At 41.6% G+C, this 18,112-nt stretch carries 16 protein-coding genes and 1 riboswitch; of the genes, 7 read left to right on the top strand and 9 right to left on the bottom strand.

Translation table 11 applies throughout. The features are described 5' to 3' along the window. Positions 1-137: 137 nt before the first annotated feature. Positions 138-746 (bottom strand): hypothetical protein, encoded by a 609-nt coding sequence (locus tag DCO44_RS10220; RefSeq protein WP_116761583.1) that lies wholly within the window; start codon positions 744-746, stop codon positions 138-140. 133 nt (positions 747-879) lie between these two features. Between DCO44_RS10220 and baeS the strand changes: the two genes are divergently transcribed. After that, positions 880-2,541 (top strand): sensor histidine kinase efflux regulator BaeS, encoded by a 1,662-nt coding sequence (gene baeS / locus DCO44_RS10215; RefSeq protein WP_116761581.1) that lies wholly within the window; start codon positions 880-882, stop codon positions 2,539-2,541. Positions 2,542-2,552: 11 nt separating this feature from the next. After that, on the top strand, positions 2,553-3,239 hold the full coding sequence (locus DCO44_RS10210) for a response regulator (protein ID WP_116761579.1): 687 nt from the start codon (positions 2,553-2,555) through the stop codon (positions 3,237-3,239). A gap of 88 nt (positions 3,240-3,327) precedes the next feature. On the opposite strand, the gene DCO44_RS10205 is transcribed toward DCO44_RS10210, so the two are convergent. The 6 genes from DCO44_RS10205 to DCO44_RS10180 all read right to left on the bottom strand — a co-directional run bounded on the left by DCO44_RS10205 (position 3,328) and on the right by DCO44_RS10180 (position 10,203). After that, positions 3,328-4,773 carry a protein adenylyltransferase SelO gene (locus DCO44_RS10205; protein WP_116761577.1) on the bottom strand — a complete coding sequence of 482 codons (1,446 nt, stop codon included), beginning with the start codon at positions 4,771-4,773 and terminating at the stop codon, positions 3,328-3,330. Between the two features lie 78 nt (positions 4,774-4,851). Then, complete coding sequence (locus DCO44_RS10200; protein WP_116761575.1) at positions 4,852-5,181, bottom strand: DHCW motif cupin fold protein; 330 nt, start codon at positions 5,179-5,181, stop codon at positions 4,852-4,854. Between the two features lie 85 nt (positions 5,182-5,266). After that, the gene (locus tag DCO44_RS10195) at positions 5,267-6,433 is read right to left on the bottom strand and encodes an acyl-CoA desaturase (RefSeq protein WP_116761573.1); all 1,167 of its coding nucleotides are present in this window, start codon (positions 6,431-6,433) and stop codon (positions 5,267-5,269) included. A 292-nt stretch (positions 6,434-6,725) separates the two neighbouring features. Continuing rightward, positions 6,726-7,445: a glycerophosphodiester phosphodiesterase gene (locus tag DCO44_RS10190; RefSeq protein ID WP_116761571.1), complete on the bottom strand. Its 720-nt coding sequence runs from the start codon at positions 7,443-7,445 to the stop codon at positions 6,726-6,728. Positions 7,446-7,666: 221 nt separating this feature from the next. Further along, positions 7,667-8,245, bottom strand: a complete 579-nt coding sequence (locus DCO44_RS10185; protein WP_116761569.1) for a cob(I)yrinic acid a,c-diamide adenosyltransferase — start codon at positions 8,243-8,245, stop codon at positions 7,667-7,669. A 98-nt stretch (positions 8,246-8,343) separates the two neighbouring features. After that, a complete protein-coding gene (locus DCO44_RS10180; RefSeq protein WP_116761567.1) occupies positions 8,344-10,203 on the bottom strand; it encodes a TonB-dependent receptor plug domain-containing protein in 1,860 nt (619 codons plus the stop codon). Between the two features lie 34 nt (positions 10,204-10,237). Continuing rightward, positions 10,238-10,445, bottom strand: a riboswitch (cobalamin riboswitch). Positions 10,446-10,588: 143 nt separating this feature from the next. On the opposite strand from DCO44_RS10180, the gene DCO44_RS10175 reads away from it, so the two are divergent. From DCO44_RS10175 to DCO44_RS10160, 4 genes are all read left to right on the top strand, one after another. Continuing rightward, positions 10,589-11,230 carry a phosphoribosylanthranilate isomerase gene (locus DCO44_RS10175; RefSeq protein WP_116761565.1) on the top strand — a complete coding sequence of 214 codons (642 nt, stop codon included), beginning with the start codon at positions 10,589-10,591 and terminating at the stop codon, positions 11,228-11,230. Then, complete coding sequence (gene trpB / locus DCO44_RS10170; RefSeq protein WP_116761563.1) at positions 11,214-12,443, top strand: tryptophan synthase subunit beta; 1,230 nt, start codon at positions 11,214-11,216, stop codon at positions 12,441-12,443. The genes DCO44_RS10175 and trpB overlap by 17 nt, the downstream gene beginning before the upstream one ends. Before the next feature lie 480 nt (positions 12,444-12,923). Beyond that, positions 12,924-13,439 (top strand): DUF1543 domain-containing protein, encoded by a 516-nt coding sequence (locus DCO44_RS10165; protein WP_116761561.1) that lies wholly within the window; start codon positions 12,924-12,926, stop codon positions 13,437-13,439. Between the two features lie 169 nt (positions 13,440-13,608). After that, complete coding sequence (locus DCO44_RS10160; protein WP_116761560.1) at positions 13,609-14,601, top strand: DUF2804 domain-containing protein; 993 nt, start codon at positions 13,609-13,611, stop codon at positions 14,599-14,601. 63 nt (positions 14,602-14,664) lie between these two features. On the opposite strand, the gene DCO44_RS10155 is transcribed toward DCO44_RS10160, so the two are convergent. Continuing rightward, on the bottom strand, positions 14,665-15,549 hold the full coding sequence (locus DCO44_RS10155) for a metal-dependent hydrolase (protein WP_116761558.1): 885 nt from the start codon (positions 15,547-15,549) through the stop codon (positions 14,665-14,667). Positions 15,550-15,683: 134 nt separating this feature from the next. Between DCO44_RS10155 and DCO44_RS10150 the strand changes: the two genes are divergently transcribed. Beyond that, entirely contained in the window at positions 15,684-16,718 is a 1,035-nt protein-coding gene (locus DCO44_RS10150; protein WP_116761607.1) for an AraC family transcriptional regulator, read from the top strand. 45 nt (positions 16,719-16,763) lie between these two features. Here DCO44_RS10150 and DCO44_RS10145 read toward each other — a convergent pair whose 3' ends face one another. Continuing rightward, on the bottom strand, positions 16,764-18,101 hold the full coding sequence (locus tag DCO44_RS10145) for a Na+/H+ antiporter NhaC family protein (RefSeq protein ID WP_116761556.1): 1,338 nt from the start codon (positions 18,099-18,101) through the stop codon (positions 16,764-16,766). Between the last annotated feature and the right edge of the window lie 11 nt (positions 18,102-18,112).

Genomic DNA, 18,112 nt, shown 5'->3' with positions numbered 1-18,112 from the left:
GAATTTTATAAGTACATTGAGTGTAAACGTTTTTATGTTTTTTTTAATGATACAAATAGTCAAAAAACGTAAAAAGTTATGTTGCTATTTAGGCATAAAAAAAGACGCTTGCGGCGTCTTTTTTGTTGTAAATCTGCTTATGCTGCTGGTTTTGCTGTAGGCATGGCATTCGGTTGCGGCTGATTCGGGAAGAAACGTACCGCACATTTACCCGATAAGGTTTGTTCACCTGCTTTAATTTGCACCACTTTACCATCTGCTTGACCTTTACATGCAGTTTCTACGGCTTGTTGGAAGGCTTGTTTTTCTCTCAAACGTTGATCGTATTGCTGCACCATTTGCTGACGTTGTGCATCGGTTAGTTTGTCACCGCGTTGTGGACGCATCATACCTTCATCACCTTGCATAGGAGGTTGCCCCATACGCATGCCATGACCGCGTTTTTGATCAGGCTGGAACACCACCTGACACTGACCATCAATCGTTTGTGTACCGGCTTTCACCTGAGCAGTTTGTCCAGCAGTTTTACCCTCACAAGCCTGTTTCATCTGTTTGAACATTTCTTTGTGTTGAGCACGCATTTGTTTATGTTCGGCACGTTGTTCAGGCGTCATACGATCTGCATGACGACCATCCATCATACGATGAGATTGTTCTTGTGGTTCTGGGTGTGATTGACAAGCCGTTAAAGCAGCAACACTTAAAACGCCACAGGTTGCTAATACAATTTTTTTGGTCAAGTTCATTACAAGTTACCCCAGCCGCGATTATTAAATTTGTGCTTAAAGATTAAATAATAAAGATGAAGAAACAATGGAGGGTTTTTTGAAAATAGGTTGGTTACAATAGTGCTAACAAAATAACAACCGAGCACCACTGTTGAATACTCGACGTGTCCCGATTGCGCTACGCCTCTTCTTGACTGTATTGCTAACCACCTTGGTGATTATCACACTGAGTTTAGGGGTGTTGCACTGGACCATGCAAAAAAACTTCACCAAGTATGTGGCAGATGTCGAAATGCAAAAGCTCGATCATCTGATTTCCAACTTGGCAGGGGTGTACACGGTTTATCATGATTGGGGCAATGCCATACAAGCTCAGATTTTACAAATTGAGGGGCAGGCCGACCCTGATGATTACGATCGACTGTCGCATTGGTGGTTACGTCGACAATACGATATTGCCTTACAGCAGCGTTATTTTGAAGAACACACTTTTGTGAATTTACCACCAACGCTGGCACGGGCAGATCAGGAAAAACCGTTGCTCGACCAAGAGGAATTAAGTTGGTTAGAGTTAAATTTACCTTCTGAATACCAACCCTTTGAAGGTTTAAAATTTCCTTTAAAATCGAATGAAAATGCTTTTCGACCGCCTGATCGTAAAGAAGGTCAAGCACAGAATAAGTTAAAAAATAGCAATCAGAAAAAGCAATTTATTTCGATGCCAGACCGTTTGGGCTTGAGTTCACGGTTATCTTTATATGATGCCAAACGACAATTTGTGGTAGGTGAACCCTCTTCAGATCAAATTTCCTATCGCCCGATTATTGTGGATGACAAAGTGGTGGGTTATTTAGGGTTAAAGCCGGTCTTGGATCAGGATGATGCATTAAGTATCAACTTCTTTAGTAATCAAAAGCGCTATTTGTTCTTGGTCTATGGTTTGACCATTTTAGCCAGTCTAATTGCTGCATTATTGCTGGCAACTTATTTTAAGAAACCGATTCAGCGCTTATTGAATGGTACACGTGAACTGACTCAAGGCAATTATCAACATCAAGTCAAAATTAACCGTAATGATGAATTAGGTGATTTGTCCAATGAGTTGAATCAATTGGCTGAAATTCTAAATCAACATGAAACGTCACGTCGTCAATGGGTGGCTGATACTTCGCACGAATTAAAAACGCCATTGGCTGTGTTACAGGCGCAAATCGAAGCCATGCAAGATGGCATTCGTAAAGCCACACCAGAACATTTGGATGCCATGATGCGTCAAGTGAGCAGTTTGAAAAAATTGACTCAAGATTTGGCCGATTTGGCTCAAGCCGATGCACAGCAATTGAAGTGTTATTTTACTGCTGTAAATCCGTGGGATGTGGTGGTGCAAGAAGTGGAAAACTTCAAACCGAAGTTTGAACAGGCGAATCTAAATGTGAGTGTGCAGGGTGATGCTCCAGTCTTACAATTAGATACAGACCGATTCAAACAAATTGTGGTCAACTTACTCAGCAACAGCATTCGTTATACTGAATTGGGTGGCGAAATCCAGATTCACACTGAGCAAACAGAAACAGCGTGGAGCCTGTATGTGGATGATAGCCCGTATGGCTTGACCGATGAACAATTGCGGCATTTGGGTGAGCGATTCTATCGTGTGGATGATTCACGAACCCGAAGCACAGGTGGAACAGGGCTAGGTTTGGCACTTTCATGTAAGATTGCTCAGGCACTCGGTGGACGTTTAGGTTTTGAACATTCACCCTTGGGTGGTTTGCGTTGCAAACTCACTTTTCCCAAACAAATGAAACCATAAAGGAAATATTCATGAAGCATATTATGCTGGTTGAAGATGAAGTTGAACTGGCTCAATTGGTCCGTGATTATCTAGAGGCAGCAGGTCTGGAAGTGAGCCTGTTCCATGATGGGCAGGAAGCCTATGACAGTTTTATGCAACGTAAACCCAGTCTGATGATTTTAGACTTGATGGTGCCACGTATGGACGGGCTCACTATTTGTCGTAAGGTCAGGGAGCAATCTGACTTGCCGATTATTATGGTGACTGCACGAACAGAAGAAATTGATCGTGTGCTGGGCTTAAATATGGGGGCGGACGATTATGTGTGTAAGCCTTTTAGCCCGAAAGAATTGGTGGCGCGTGTACAAGCAGTTTTACGCCGTTTAGAGCGTAAAGCTGAGCCTGAAGAAAACAGCTTATTTCGGGTAGATAAAGCACAACAACGCATTTGGTATCAACAAAAGACCCTCAACTTAACCCCAACTGAATTCCGCCTATTGGAATTGTTCCTTGAACATGTGGGACAAGTTTATTCACGCGTACAATTATTAGACCATATTAATCCAGATAGTTTTGATGTGGCAGACCGTGTAATTGATAGTCATATCAAGAACTTACGTCGAAAAATTTCGGATGCGGCAGAGACCGGCAACCGTCATGAATGGATTCAAGCTGTGTATGGTGTTGGCTATCGTTTTGAGTATCCAGAAGATTAAGCTTTAAGGATAAATGAAGTTTTCCTGTGGATAATCACAATGTTATCCACAGAAAATGTGGATAACCGTGTAGAGGAAATCGACAATCTTAAGACGAACAACTCACCATCACTTCAGGCACATCATTTGCTAATGGGGCTAAATCTTCAGCATTTTCTAAATCAGGCTGTTGTGTAAAAGGCTGACTGAGCAAGTTAAACAGTCGGTCGACTTCTGAAAAATCATTCCGTTCAGCCAGTTCAATCGCTTTTTGCGCCATGTGATTGCGCAGGATATAAACTGGATTGGCTTGTTGCATTGCTGCATCCAGTTCTGCTGTGTCTTGATTGGCACGAATCTGCTCGTACTGCGCAAGGAAACTTTCAAACTGACGGCGGTCGAGACAATCGTCTTTGATTATTTCATATTGTTTATTTTGCAAACGAATAAAGCTTTGCGTGTAATCGAGCTGTTCGGTTTGTAGAATCCGTAAGAAGGCCACGGCACAGTCAAAACTGTCAGTATGGAAATGAGGCAAGCCCATTTTCTGACTTAAACCTAGTTTATAGTGCTCCAAGAATGTTGGTTCATAGTGTTCTAGGCAAGTGGCAAGGTCTTGCTTCCATTGTTCTTTGTCATAGTCTTGAGGGCAAAGCGGAATGAGGTTATTTAGCCATGTCCATAAATTCCAGTGACCAATGCTCGGTTGCTGCTGATAGGTATAGCGGCCTTGGTAGTCGGAGTGGTTATTGATCCAATTGGGGCGGAAGCGTTCCATAAAGCCATAAGGGCCAAAATCGAGGGTTGAACCCGTAATATTCAAATTATCGGTGTTCATAACGCCATGTGCAAAACCAACCAATTGCCATTTGGCAATCATCACCGCAGTCCGTTGAACCACTTGGGTGGCAAATGCCAAAATGGGTTGTTCGGCTAGCAGGCATTCAGGATAGTGCCATTCAAGACATTTCTGGGTAAAGTCTGCCAATAGGTCGGATTGATACTGATTAATCCACTCAAAATGCCCCAAGCGAATATGACAGTCTGATGTGCGTAGCATCATTGCGCCTAACTCTAGTTTCTCCCGCTGTATACCTTGGGTAGATGAAGTAAAACCGACTGCATTGCTAGAGGGAACCCCCAGTGCATTTAGGGCATGACCTGCCAGATATTCCCGAATAACCGAGCGTAATACCGCACGCCCATCGCCCATACGCGAGTAAGGGGTAGAACCAGCACCTTTTAAATGTAAGTCTATGGTTTGTTGTTTTTGATCGAGAATTTGGGCAATCAGTAAACCGCGCCCATCACCGAGTTGACCCGCCCATTGTCCAAATTGATGCCCAGCATAAACCATCGCAAGCGGCGAGAACTCAGCAAAGGTTTTTTGCCCGCTACAAATGTCCACCCATGACTGTTTGTCTTCTTCAGACCATTGCAACTGTTCTGCTAAGGCTGCATTGAAATGGCCTGCTTTTGCCCCTTTCAGAGGCAAGGGTTGTTGATGGTGATAAAGCTTTGAAGGAAGGAGGGAGTAGCGTGAATTGAACTGCATAGTGAAGGATCACAAGGGATAAGCCATGATCCCATCAATATAGCAAAGTTTTCGTGTTAAGACATATATCCAACTATTTTAGTCAACTATAAACAGCTTGGCACCTTTTGAGGTAGATGAGCGATGGGCTTCGGCCTGATCCGCAACTTGGTAACTCATTCCAGCCGTGAGGGTAAAGCTACGGCCATCATCTAGTTCGGTGTGGAGTTCACCTTCTAAACACAACAGAATATGTCCTTTAGAACACCAATGGTCGGCAAGATAGTTTTCCGAATACTCCACCATGCGCACGCGAATCGTGTCAAATTGCTGAGTGCGCCACAAGGCATAACCTTGATCACCTGTATGACGGGTGGTTGGTATGTCTGCCCAGTTGGTGATGCCGAAAGGGATGTTCATTATATCCATATGGTTTTCCTTTAGGTTTTATGTATTGCTAAAAAAAGCCCCTTACGGAGCTTTCTTTTGAAATGATCAATTCATTAGACAGCAATTACTGTGAAACAGGTGCTTTTTTAATGCTACGCATCAGCTTGGTTAAAGTCTCACGATGATGTCCTAAACGCTTTTCGACCAACTGAAATTCAACTTTGAGTTTCTCATCCATTAGATGGATTTTTTCAGCCACAGCGGTTTTCTTGGCTTGAATTTCTTGTTCTTTCAACTTTGCCCAGTCATTCAAGGTTTGAGTAAATGCATCGTACTCTTGAGCAATACGAGCTTTAGCCGAATTGATATCGTCATTAACGTTTAGACCATGAACTTCTAAGTCTTGTTCAGCGTATTTGAACTTCATCGCAAGTTCAGCTTTTTTGATATTAAAGCTTGGAATACGGCGCAAGTTTTTCGCTAAACCGAGTTTTGAACATGACCAGATTAACCATTTGGTTGGATCATACTGCCACCATTTCACACCATTACGATAATCGTATTGGAAAATATGATGATAGTTGTGATAACCCTCGCCCCAAGTGGCAATCGCAAGCAAGAAGTTGTCACGTGCTGTATTTTCGTCCGTATATGGGCGTTTACCCCACATATGGCAAAGTGAGTTAATGAAGAAGGTCACATGATGGCTCAGGATTAAACGTACTAATCCGCCCAAAAGTAACACGCCCCACATATCACCTACAGCCCAACCAATAGGTAATAAAATACCGACATGTACCAAAATAACCAAAGGCACATAATATTTATGTTGGAACATCACCAACTTGTCATTCAGTAGGTCTGGCGCATTTTTAAAATTTGGTGCTGCTGCTGGATAATCACGTAGCATCCATCCCAAATGGGCATGCCAGAAGCCTTTATTGATTGAGTACGGGTCTTTTTCTACATCATCTACATGGCGGTGATGTGTGCGGTGACCAGAAGACCAGAATAAAATACTGTTCTGAACTGCAAAAGTACCCATAATCATCAAAATGATTTTTAAAGGTAATGTCGCCTCATAAGCGCGATGCGCCCATAAGCGATGATAGCCCGCAGTAATACCCAAACTACTCACACCCAATAACACAATCATACTGACCCACGCGCTTGCGCTAAAATCATGATTGATGGCATAGAGCGGAACAGCGATAACCGCAACAATAGGTAAAAAAACCAGTGCAAAAATTGCAATCCAGTTAATTGGGGCTTGAGGTAGGGGAGGATTCATCTCCAACAGCACTCCTAGAAACCTGATACAGGTTAAAATTGAGAACTTAAATCATTACAACTTGTAAGGATTAAGATTCTGGCATATTAGCATGAGCAACATTCGTACTCTAGCATTATTGTACAGTTGTATTGTACTAAACAGTAACAGAATAACACCATGCTAAGATTGAATTTATCGTAATCAATCCGCTATTTTTATTGGTTGCTTGATATATTTCTATTGTACTTTAGGTCAACTGCTGTACTCCTCTTAATTTCGGGTCAATTCTGCTTGTTATTCGAACCAATTTTTAGTCCAAATTTAGCTGTTGCAGCATCATTTTGGGAAAATCGGTAATCAGACCATCAATACCACAGGTTTGCAAATGTTTGGCACGCTGCACATCATTGACGGTCCAGACACTGACCTTTAATCCTGCAGCTTGGGTGGCTTGAATTAAGGCATCGCTTGCCAATTGGTTCATCCAACCAATACGGCTACAGCCTAATTCCAGTGCTTGTTCAATCGCACGTTCTCGGATGTCTTCTTCAATCAGAAGTCCGCGTCTAAATCGCGAGTTAGACTGTTGTAAAGCTTGGTGAATTTTCAAGTCAAAACTGGTGATGACTGCATTGTGCTCAAACCCTGTTAAAGCGTGTTCTAAACTTTGAATTAGTTTTTCTGCGACTGCAAAATCATTCACGGCTTTCACTTCTACTTCTAGGTGAGAAAATTCACGCAGAATATTCAGGCTTTGTTCTAGGGTTGGCGTATTTTCATGTTGCCAATCCATCCAGATAGAAGCTTGATTGAAGTGGTGTAAGTCATGAGCTGTACAGGCATAAAGATTTTGTTCAATTGAAGTGGTGCGTAAAAAATTATCATCATGCATCACCACAAAAGTGTCATCTTTGAGTTGGCGCACATCGAACTCGACAGCACGGATGCCTAAGTCATGTAAATATTGAAATCCACCTAAGGTGTTTTCAGGTGCTTCACCCCGTGCGCCGCGATGTCCGATAATTTGCATGTTTAAATCTGCTTAGTGATTACTCTATTTTGATTATTACGGAGTTATGTGAAATTTCACAGTCCATTGACTTGTATTTGAATTTTTATTTTTAGAAATTTAAACGCTATAGGATTGTTTGAATAGTGATAAAAATCAAAGTTCGATTCAATGAACTTGAACAGAGCAAAAGTGATGATTGAGACTGAAGATTTATGATCTAGCCTCAATCAGGTTGTTTTTTAAATCGTGTCGTTAATATTTTTTTGCCAAAGTACTTCTGAGCCACCTTCAGCTCGTTGCAAGGCGCGCGAGGCAACAAACAACCAGTCGGATAAGCGGTTGAGCAGCTTTAATGCAGTGGCTTGAATGTTCAGATCACGGGTCTGTACCGACATTAGGCTACGTTCTGCTCGGCGGCATACTGCTCGTGCTTGATGTGCATAGCTACATGCCAAAGAACCAGAAGGGAGAATAAATTCTTTCAGCATGGGCAAGTTTTCATTCATACGGTCAATTTCTTGTTCAAGAAACTCAATGCAAACCGGCTGTAGCAAATGATAGTTGGGAATGCACACTTCACCACCTAAGTCGAAAAGCCAATGCTGAATGAGACTTAAGCTTTTATCCCAGATTGCTTTGTCAGTGATTGAGCTTGCGCTAATTTGAGCACGCAGGACACCAATCGTTGAATTGAGTTCATCCACATCACCAAGTGCGGTAATTCGTAGATCATCTTTGGCTACACGAGAACCATCGCCAAGTCCTGTGGTTCCTGTGTCACCTGTGCGGGTATAAATTTTACTTAAACGGTGGCCCATAATGTTTCCTAGGTTTAAATGAAAAAAAGGATAATGCCGGTCAAAACATTATCCATAAACTGCGCTGTTTTAAAATTTTTTTGAGTCTTTAAGTTAAATTAATAACGGAAAGTGACTCCTGCGGAAGCTTGACGGCCACCATTCACATAATAGTATCCGCTACCATAAGATGTCGTTTTGTATTCAACATCACCAATATTCTGAATATTCGTAAATAATTTAACGTTAGGATTTACATTCCAGAATGCATTTACATCAACAGTAGCATATCCTGAAATAGTGCTATTTTTAGGTCTAGATTTAGCTGAAAGTGATGCACTAATGCCATACACTTCATTTTGTAGTCCTGATGTCAAAGTTAGACTTTGGCGTGAACGACGAGGCAGATCTTGATCAGTTTCTTTGTCTTTTGGCTGTACATAGGCATATGAAAGATTTGTAAATAACTCATCTTTTGCCCAATCAAGGTTGAATTCGCCACCAGTAAAAGTTGCTTCCTTTACATTGAAATTTTTACCATTCTGCCAAGTAATTAAGTTATCAACCTCATTACGGTAAGCAGATAATCCCATTGTTAAGTGATTTGTAAGTTGTTGGTCAAGACCAATTTCATATGAAACACTTTCTTCTGGTTTTAACTCAGGGTTTCCACCCCAGCTTAATGCATATAAGTCATTATTCGTTGGGGCACGGAAAGCAGTACCAATATTGGTGTAAATACTAGTAGCTGGTAAAATTTGATAACGTGCAGCAGCTTGCCCTACGGTATGAGTACCAAATGTCTCATGATCTTCTACACGGACACCTAATTGGGTGTGTAGTTTTTCAGATTGGTATTGGTGTTGAACAAAATAACCTGTGCTATCAACTTCTTTGTCATAGTCCACAGCATTATAACCACTACCTGAAAGAACGTCAGATTCGACATTTTTCGTTGCGACCCCAGCCAAGAGATTCTGAGTAGGGCTAAATTGCCATTTACTATAAAGTTCAGCTTCTTTTGTTGTATTGTAGATTGCATCATGAGAATCATTTTGCTCAAGATCATCTTTGAATTGAGATAAGCGAGCATGAAGTGCAAAGTTATCGCTGAGGTTTACACGACCTTTAACATTAATGATTTCATTTTTAAAATCTTGAGAGACATTTTTTAGACCAATCAGATTCCAATTCGCATCATTGATACCATCAACATAGGTAGAAGTACCTTGATTCTCTGAATAATCAACTGATGCAGCATATTGTTCTTTTTCTATACCGAATTTTGCACTAAAGCCTTTTTGATCATAGGCTCCTGCATTGACTTGAGCATCCTTGAAGTCTGTAACTTGTGTTCCGTCAGATTCTAAGCGTTGACCCCGAATTTGCGCATAAATTCCATTCTCAGCCAAATCTGCGCCAATGACAGACTTATAGGTACTGTGCTCACCGATTTCACCAGTTACAAAAGCCCCAGTTTTTTCTGGTGTTTTAGAAACTAACTGGACTACGCCACCAATTGCATCTGTACCATATAGAACGGATGCAGGACCTTTAAGTACTTCGATTTGCTTAATATCAGTTGTATCAATAAATGCTAGTGAAGCAGAACCAGCAGAACCTGTGTTAAGGCGAACACCATCACGTAATACAAGAGTATGAGTTGAATTTGTTCCACGAGTAAAAATTGATGCTGCTTGACCATAACCACCGTATTGCATCATATCGATAGAAGCATCACTCATGAGCAAATGTGGTAATTCTGCAATAGGAGATTGTTCAACAATTTGTGGTTCAATGATTGAAATACGTGCAGGGACGTCTTTAATTTTTTCTTCAGAACGTGTTGCAGTTACCACCAAAGTATCTAGAGAAGCATTCACAACATTCGTGTTGTCTTGCGCAGATACAGACGTAGAGAAACCCATCGCAATAGCGATTGCGCCCACTAAAGCAGTAGGCTGAAATAAATTTGGCATGCTGGCTCCATACATTCACCCCCCGTGAATGATTGAGTTAAACGGCGCAATAAGCAGGTCTCCGGACTTAAATATAAATATTGCGAACAATATTGGTATACCCATCTTCCCACACGAGTGCAGTGATGTAAGTGCAAGCACTTATAAAGATATACGTTTCGTTTTACCGTTGCGGGGGCAGTGTTGGATTTGCACCAACTTCCCTAAAGCATATGGCTATGACTTATTGCATTTGGGCGCAGTATACGGTTTGTATGCGAATTAAACAATCGATGTAAAGATTTTTCAGGATGAACTTTACGCAAGGCGAAAAAATTGCATTACAATGATTCGCCCTGTTATTTATAGATCAGCTATAAATAGGGTCGAGCCAGAGTCATAATCTATGCGAACCCGTGCCAAAATTTGTGGAATTACCCGTAGCCAAGATATTCAAGCTGTGGTCAATGCAGGGGCAGATGCAATTGGTTTTGTATTTTTCCCGCCCAGTCCACGCCATGTCAGTGTAGTTCAAGCCAAAGAATTGATTCAACATGTGCCTGCTTATGTGCAAACTGTTGGACTTTTTGTGAATGCCACTGCGGATGACATTGCGGATGTGTTAAAACAAGTGGCGCTCGATATTATTCAGTTTCATGGTGATGAAACACCAGCAGACTGTCAGATGATTGCGACACAAGTTGGGCGTCGTTGGTATAAAGCCATTCAGGTGAAACCTGAACTGGATGTAGTGGCAGAAGTTCAACGCTTCCAACAGGCAGGGGCAAGTGCAGTACTGTTAGATGCATGGCATCCTGAACTAAAAGGGGGAACAGGGCACAGTTTTGACTGGTCGCAATTCCCTAAGCTTGATATTCCTTTAATTTTAGCTGGTGGTTTAACCCCCACTAATGTTGAAGACGCTATAAAGACGACTGGGGCTTATGCTGTAGATGTCAGCGGAGGCGTAGAATCCGCTAAAGGTATAAAAGACCAACAACTTATAGAAAACTTCATGCAAGGAGTCCATCGTGGATCAGCAAAGTAATATGATTGACTATACCCAATACCCAGATGAACGTGGGCATTTTGGTATCCATGGCGGACGTTTTGTGTCAGAAACTCTAATGGCAGCATTAGAAGACTTAGAAAAGCTCTATTTTCGTATGAAAGATGATGAGCAGTTTCTGGCAGAATTCGACCGTGATCTCGCCTACTATGTAGGTCGTCCTAGTCCTTTATATTATGCTGAACGATGGTCAAAAGAATTGGGTGGTGCGCAAATTTACTTAAAACGTGAGGACCTGAATCATACAGGCTCACATAAAGTGAATAACACGATTGGTCAGGCTTTACTGGCAAAACTTTCGGGTAAAAAACGTATTATTGCTGAAACTGGTGCAGGTCAGCACGGTGTCGCAACGGCAACCATCGCAGCGCGTTTAGGTCTTGAGTGTGTGGTGTTCATGGGTGCAGATGACGTGAAACGTCAAGCCATGAACGTATACCGTATGCGTTTGTTAGGTGCAACCGTTGTGCCTGTGGAAAGTGGCTCTAAAACCTTAAAAGATGCCATGAACGAAGCGATGCGTGACTGGGTGACCAACGTCGACTCAACTTATTATGTGATTGGTACTGTCGCAGGCCCACATCCATATCCACAATTAGTTCGTGATTTCCAGTCCATTATTGGTCGTGAAGCTCGCAAACAAATTCAAGAGCAAGCAGGACGTTTACCTGATGCCTTAGTGGCATGTGTAGGTGGTGGTTCAAATGCGATGGGCTTGTTCTACCCATTCTTAAATGACCCAGATGTGAAAATGTATGGCGTTGAAGCCGCAGGTTATGGCATTGAAACAGGTAAACATTCTGCACCATTGAATGCAGGTCATGTCGGTGTTTTACACGGTAACCGTACTTATTTGATGTCGGATGAACAAGGTCAGATCATTGAAACGCATTCAATTTCTGCTGGTCTAGATTATCCGGGCGTGGGCCCTGAACATAGCTTCTTAAAAGATATGCACCGCGTGGATTATGTGGCGATCAATGACAATGAAGCTTTACAAGGTTTCCGCGATTTAACCCATATTGAAGGGATTATCCCTGCATTAGAAAGTTCACATGCGATGGCTTATGTGACAAAACTTGCGCCAACCATGTCTAAGGATCAAATTATTATTGCGACGGTTTCAGGCCGTGGTGATAAAGACTTAATGACCGTGGCACGTATTGATGGTGTGGAAATGGTTGAGATGTGATTTTCCTCTGATGTGAAGCTTCTCTCTTTGGAGAAGGTTGTAAAATATTAAAAACGTGCTGAAGCAATTCAGCACGTTTTTTGTTGAAATAAAAGTTTATCCAAAACATGAATAAGGGAAGGCGACATGGATGTCTGCTCAACAAGATGATTTTTTAATTTATTCGAAACAAAAGTAAGATATTTCCTACCAATGAAAACTCTGGTCAAATCTATCTTATTGGTCATGTAACGTTATTTGTATTTTGACGGAGTCTTGCTGCTTACACCTCGAATGTAAGGAGTTTGTCATGTTACTTTGGATAAGCCCAAAGTAACCAAAGGCATTGTCATTCGCAAAACTCGCCCTATACTTTCATGTGATTAATGGAGTTGCAAAAATATTTCTCTCGAAATGTGGTCTACCTCGAACAATTGCGAATGACGTTTCCGTGAATCGCCTGTTAGCTATAAAAAAATATCTCAAAAGAAAGGAAAGAAAATGCCTAGTCTATTTATGGTCATGCTTGGTGGTCGCCATGCACGTGCCAATACCGAAGTCCATGATGTTGTATTTGCTGTGGGCGATAGCCTAGAAGACACCTATACACAGTTAAAAAATGCATGGTTTGGTGAACAAAAAGGTTTACACATTGATGCTTGGGCACAGGTAAATGGTGTCGAAAGTGCAGGAAAAAAATACCAGATTCAGTTTAGTGATGCCCAACCTCAAGTCGCAGATGAAAAGCTGTGGCTAATTAATTTAGGGGGCTATGATGCGCGTGAATTTGGTGAGTTACATCGCTATGTGCTGGTTGTTGCTCCTCATGCCGCAGAAGCCAAACACCTTGGCAAACATCACTTTGATCAAAAGTGGCAAAAGCAACATACAGATCGTGTTTTAGAAGTGGATGACTGTATTGCCATTGATTGTATACATGGTCGTTATGTGAGTCTGGTTGAAGCTGAGTTTGATACAACCACGTGGGAAAATACTTATCTTACGTTAAATGTTTAATTTTAAACAATTTAAGTGCGTTGTTCTGATATGGCATTTTTTTATGCTAACATGGGGTGAGTAAGAAGTGATCGATACTTGCTGCATAAAAAGAACGAAAAAAATTCTTAATGTGACTTGCTGTATAGGTCAAAGCAGATCTAGCGATATGTGAAATGGAATTGGATAAATGGATTTAATTCAGTCGAATGGGCAGCCACATTATGGTCGCTTTAATGCATTACCTCAAAATATTGACGTTCAGAAATACCAATACAAAACCCCTTATGGAGAGGTATTGGATGGTTGGCGTAAACGTTTAAAATATAAGAAATTTAAATTTTGCTCCATTCAGCATGAACATTACACCATTGGGGTAGCCATTGCCGATATTGCATGGGCAGGGCATGGTTTTTTTTACGTTTATAACCATCTTACTCAGGACGTCATGGAATGGAATGCCATTAATTTTTTGGCGCGTAATACACTTTTAGATGAGCAGCCTTTATATAACCAAAGTTTTTTTCATAAATCGCCGTTTCAAATTGAAATGCAACATGCCAATGGGGTGCGTTATATCCGTGTGACTAAATACGGTGAAATTAAACTGAATGCCCGTATTTTCTGTGCAGGAACACAACCCTTAAGTATGTGTAGTCCAACAGGAATTAATGGCTGGACCTATACGCAAAAACTCACCACACTTGGTTGTGAAGGCTATTTTGTTAATAAACAGGCAGAGCTTATACAATTTCATGATAAGACTTTTGCTTCTTTAGATGATACATGTGGATTTCTTCGACCAGAAACGGCTTGGTTCTGGTTGTCTTGTAATTTCTGGGATACCAATCATCAACGAATTGGGCTGAATTTAGCCTCTGGTGTCAATGAAAGTTTTGGTAATGAGAATTGCTTGTGGGTAAATGGTCAGTTGTTTCAATTGACCGATATTTTATTTGAGCATCTTGAGGAAGGACGTTGGAATATTCGTTCTTTGGATCAACGTCTGAATCTAATCGTTACGACCAGTTGGCGTCGTTATGAAAATTTGAACTTAAGATTGGTCGGTAGCCAATTTAGTCAATGGCAGGCACGTATCAGTGGAACGATTCAGCAAGATGATCAAGAAATTGTATTGATCGATGAGTATGGTCTTTTGGAACAGCATTATGCGAAATGGTAGAAATATCTACTTTCAATTGCATCTAAATTAGGGCATTTAATTTAGATGCAGCATGATCGCATCTTATTTTTTACTTTGTGCAGCCTGCCAAAAAGCTTCACCTGCTTGAATAGGATCGTTGGTTTCAGCAAGGGTATCGACCCACACATTGTATTGACGAATAATTGGTTGTTGGCTGGGGTGAAATCCTTTCTTAAACCAATCAAAATATTGTTTGCGAATACTGGTTAAGGTACCTTTACGACCAAAGAACCACGGCAATCCTTTCATAATCATACAGAAGCGTTGCCAACGACCAAAGCCATCATGTCTTAACATGACATTGGCACGATAGAGCGTAAAGCCAATCATCATAAGCGTGGTGAGAATGAGCGCCCATCGACGCATTGACTCTGATACTTCACCCACTTGTTGCATCACATCAAATGCGACATCACGATGTTCCATTTCTTCAATCGCATGCCACGCCAAGAGCGCACGTACGTAAGGGTGAGCGTTGGCTAAAGTTTCCTTTTTACCATAAAAGGTTTCTGCCATTAAGGCGGTCAAATGTTCTGCCGCTGCTGTCATGGCAATATTGTACTGAGGAGAACGCTCTTCAAGTTCGAACTTAAATACTCGGTTAATTCGTTGAATAAATTGATCGACAGGCATGCCTTGGGCGCGCATGACATGGTTCATTTTTTCATGTGCGATACCGTGTTGGGCTTCTTGGCGAATGAAAGCGCCGACACGTTGTTCTAACTCAGGATCCGTAATTTTATCGCGAAACAAGCGTACCGATTGAATAAAGTAACGTTCCCCATCAGGAAAAGTGAGGCTCAACGCGTCAAATACACGGGTTAAAAATGGGTCATTGTTCATCCAGAAGCGGGGCACCTGATCCAATTTAAAGTCGAATTCGGTACGCACAACGGGATGAACTTGATTTCGGACTATTGTATTCATTGTTTTTTACTAATAGAACCTTCGATAAGAGCAGTATGTCGGTGTTTATCGGAGAAGTTTTGACAGTACTTGCCATTTTTTATACATTTTATGCCATATCGAAAATAAAAAATGTCAAACAGACAGGTAGAGCCATGTATACATTACAAATCCCCAATGGCTTTTTTCATTTATGGCATAGCTATCTTAAATTACGTGATATTGATGGTTTTGCCTTTCCTTTCTCGGCAGTGCAAAAACAACAGTTGAGTTATATTTTATCACAACCGATTGATGCACAATCATCGTATGCTTTATTTATTGATTTAATACAACAAACAGAGCAGCAACTCAATTGTCCCCATCTTATTTTCGATATTGTGCAGCATATACAACCTGAACATTTTGGCGTGTTGGGCTATATCGCATCGAAAAGTACCAGTGTGGCAGAAGCGTTACAGTTTATCTTACGTTTTAACCGTTTAGTGATTGATGGGCGAGAAACGGTGCCCATGCATATGTCACAAGTGGATCAGAGCATTCATATTCATTGGGGATTTTCACAGCATGAACATGTGCTGATTAATGAAATGACCGTTGCTGCAATGGTGCAATTGGCTCGACAGATTTTTTCTTTTGATCAGTTCTCATTGAGAAAATTATATTTTGCGCATGCACCACGTTGTGCGATTTATCATTATCAGCGTTTTTATGGCTGTGATGTATTTTTCCATCAAGTGCGTTATGCCTTAGAGTTGAATCGTGAAAGTTTGTTGCTGAAGTCTCAGCAACCCGACCCATCGCTTAATCATTTACTACTTAAACATGCTGAAGAGGTGATTGCAGCAAAATCAGCGCATATCACGCTCATGACTCATTTACATACGCTTGTTGCCGAATATCTGATTTTTCATCAAGAGGTACCCAAACTGGAATGGGTGGCGCAAGAACTGCACTTATCGGTACGTACTTTACAGCGGCAGCTCAGTGAATTTGACAGTTCATTTAAAAAAATTATTGAAACGGAACGAATGAAACGTTGCGACGTTTTGCTACAGCAAAAAATGAGTTTGAGTGAAGTGGCTTTAGCACTGGGGTATTCAGACCAATCGGCTTTGGCACGTGCCTATAAGGCGGCAACAGGACAGACGCTTTTAGGGCGACGGCAACAGCTCAAACTGCGTGAATGAGATAAAAAAGCGGTTCATTGAACCGCTGGAATTGAGCAAGTTTGATTAGATCGTCTTTTGATTCAATTTCGGGTAGCGTAGTACGATGGCTAAAATGGCAAAAATCGCCAAGACCCAACAATAGTAAATATGACCAATTAGTTCGACTGGAGAGAGTTTGGCGATAGAACATGCCAAAAGTAGTTGTGCACCATAGGGGATCAGACCTTGGACCACGCAGGAGAAAATATCCATGAGTGCGGCAACACGTTTCGGATCTAATCCGTATTCTTGTGCCACTTCACGGGCCATATCACCCGATAAAATAATTGCGACAGTATTATTGGCAACAAATAAGTTCGAGAAGATCACCAGAAAGCTGACACCAAGCTCGCCAGCACGTTGTTGTCCAATTTTTAAAAGACGCGTCAGGCTATAAATCCGTTGAATCAGCCATTCTAAGCCACCTTCACGTTGCATGATGCTGGATAGCCCGCCCAATAGCATCGAGAGCAATGCCACTTCAAACATGCCGACAAAGCCATCATAAATTGAGGTATTCAATTTAAGTAAGGTAAAGCCGCTCTGTTGTATTAAACCGATTACACCAGAAATCATGATTCCAATGGTTAGAACGGCTAAAACGTGTAAGCGACTAAAAGCCAAGAAAAACACGGCAACATAAGGAAGAATCAGCCATAAATCATAGTCTTGATATTGAATGGCTTGAGAATCCTTACTCATCAAAATAAACACCAGAATGGTAATGATAGACGCTGGTCCTGCAATCCAAATATTGACGCGGAATTTATCGCGGAGTTGCACTTTTTGACTGCTGGTTGCTGCAATAGTGGTGTCTGAAATCATAGACAGATTGTCACCAAACATCGCACCACTCACCACAGCACCAATCGCCATCACGGTTTCAATATTGGTTACTTGGGCAAAGCCAAAAGCAATGGGGGCACAGGCCGCAATGGTGCCCATGGAAGTACCCATGGCTGTTGCAATAAAGGCAGAGATGACAAATAGCATGGGGAGAACAAAAGCAGGAGGAATGAGCGATAGCCCAAGTTGGACGGTCGCATCTACACTGCCAATTGCACTGCTGGTGCTCGCGAAGGCCCCAGCCAGCATAAACACCATAAACATGAGAATCAGATTAGGGTGGCTGGCACCTTTGAGGAAAGTCTCAATGGCTTGGTTTAAGTGACCTTTATAAATGAGTACAGCCAGTATTACAGCAGGGAGTGCGGCTACTGGGGCTTTAATTTGATAAAAGGCAAATTCAGTGCCAATCAGGGAATGATAAATTCCGCTACCCAAAAAGATAGCCAGAAAAACAATAAGGGGGAACAGTGCAAGCGCTCGGGCTTGCACTTTACCCTGTGGGTCGGAGGTCATAAATGTTAGGA

Source organism: Acinetobacter sp. AM (assembly GCF_003105055.1).
Taxonomy (GTDB): Bacteria; Pseudomonadota; Gammaproteobacteria; order Pseudomonadales; family Moraxellaceae; genus Acinetobacter; species Acinetobacter tibetensis.
Note: the sequence above shows the minus strand (reverse complement) of the source record. Positions and strands in the feature narration are given on the sequence as shown.